The sequence below is a fragment of the Pseudomonas sp. CM27 genome, assembly GCF_013179515.1.
GTDB lineage: Bacteria > Pseudomonadota > Gammaproteobacteria > Pseudomonadales > Pseudomonadaceae > Aquipseudomonas.
In genome coordinates, this window is record NZ_JABMCN010000420.1 from 1 (window position 1) to 1,953 (window position 1,953).

General features: G+C 64.2%; 2 protein-coding genes. One reads left to right on the plus strand and one right to left on the minus strand.

Features of this window, described 5'->3' with window-relative positions; all coding sequences use genetic code 11:
- Positions 1-534: IclR family transcriptional regulator (locus tag HP547_RS28555; protein WP_172288851.1), on the minus strand; the 534-nt coding region annotated here is incomplete at its 3' end.
- 173 nt (positions 535-707) lie between these two features.
- On the opposite strand from HP547_RS28555, the gene hmgA reads away from it, so the two are divergent.
- A partial coding sequence (gene hmgA / locus HP547_RS28560) for a homogentisate 1,2-dioxygenase (protein WP_172288853.1) occupies positions 708-1,953 on the plus strand: 1,246 nt, incomplete at its 3' end.

Sequence of the window (1,953 nt, forward strand, 5' to 3'; positions counted from 1 at the left end):
GGCGCCATGCTGCAGGGCGGCCAGCTCGCGGTCACGTAGCTCCACGGTTTCACGCTCGGGCAGGTAAGCGGCGAACACCAGCCCGGTCGATGATGTGAGCAGCGGCAGCACCGAGCCCATCTGCGTCACCACGGTAACCGCGCGTACTGCCGGCTCGATAGTGACCACCGTCGCGCCCTGGTTGCCCCACACCGCAATGAAGCAGCTCTCGTTCAACTCGTCGCGCAATTGCGACAGCGGCAGCGCGGCAACCTTCAGTACATCGATGCTGCCCAGTGCCGCCAGCCCCACGCGCAACGCTTCGCGTCCAAGGCCGTAATGGTTGGTGGCTGCATCCTGTTCGGCAAAGCCGCTGGCGATCAGTGCCTGCAGGTAGCGGTGCACCTTGCTTGCAGGCATCTGCACATGTTCGGCCAGACGTGACAGCGAGGTGGAGGGGGACAGCTCGGCAAGGGCCTTGAGGATGTCGGTGCCGACCTCCGCCGAGCGAACTTTCTGCTTGCCGTTGTCGGTGGGGGAGCTGGCTTTGGCCATGGACATCTTCTTCCGGATTCTTCAAGTGGGCCTTTATAGCTTGACGCCAGTCGCGTAGCAAATTACGTTATTCGTAATCTGATTACGATAAAAACAATGCAGACGCGCTGCCACCCCGTCACGGGCCAGCAGCCAGCTGCCAGCAACGGCTCGGCCAGAGCCCGGAGGCATCGATGAATCGCGATATGTCACCCGACCTTCACTACCTCAGCGGCTTCGGCAACGAGTTTGCCAGCGAAGCGCTGCCGGGGGCCTTGCCGGTCGGGCAGAACTCGCCGCAGAGGGCGCCCTATGGGCTGTATACCGAGTTGCTCTCGGGTACGGCGTTCACCATGGCCCGCAGCGAGCTGCGCCGCACCTGGCTGTATCGCATTCGCCCGTCTGCATTGCACCCGCGTTTCGAGCGCCTGGCGTGCCAGCCGCTGAGCGGGCCGCTGGGTGACATCAACCCCAACCGCCTGCGCTGGAGCCCCCAGCCAATCCCTGCCGAGCCGACCGACTTCATCGAAGGCTGGCTGCCCATGGTGGCCAACGCAGCGGCGCAAAAGCCGACCGGCGTGAGCATTTACATCTACCGCGCCAACCGCTCCATGGAGCGTGTGTTCTTCAACGCCGACGGTGAACTGCTGGTGGTGCCGGAGCATGGCCGCCTGCGTATCGCCACCGAACTGGGCGTGATGCAGGTCGAGCCGCTGGAGATCGCGGTGATCCCGCGCGGCATGAAGTTCCGGGTCGAACTGCTGGACGGCCAGGCCCGTGGCTATATCGCCGAAAACCACGGCGCCCCACTGCGCCTCCCGGACCTTGGCCCGATTGGCAGCAATGGCCTGGCCAACCCGCGTGACTTTCTCACCCCGGTGGCGCATTACGAAGAGGCCGAGGGACCGGTACAACTGGTGCAGAAGTATCTCGGCGAACACTGGGCCTGCCAGTTGCAGCACTCGCCGCTGGACGTGGTTGCCTGGCACGGCAGCAACGTGCCGTACAAGTACGACCTGCGCCGCTTCAATACCATTGGCACGGTCAGTTTCGACCACCCGGACCCGTCCATCTTCACCGTGCTGACCTCGCCGACCAGCGTGCATGGCCTGGCCAACATGGACTTCGTGATCTTCCCGCCACGCTGGATGGTGGCCGAGAACACCTTCCGTCCACCTTGGTTCCACCGCAACCTGATGAACGAGTTCATGGGCCTGATCAATGGTGCCTACGATGCCAAGGCCGAAGGCTTCCTGCCGGGCGGTGCCTCGCTGCACGGGGTGATGAGCGCCCACGGCCCCGACGCCGAAACCTGCGAAAAGGCCATTGCCGCCGACCTGGCGCCGCACAAGATCGATAACACCATGGCCTTCATGTTCGAGACCAGCCAGGTGCTGCGCCCGAGCCTGCAAGCCCTCGAATGCCCGCAACTGCAGGCCG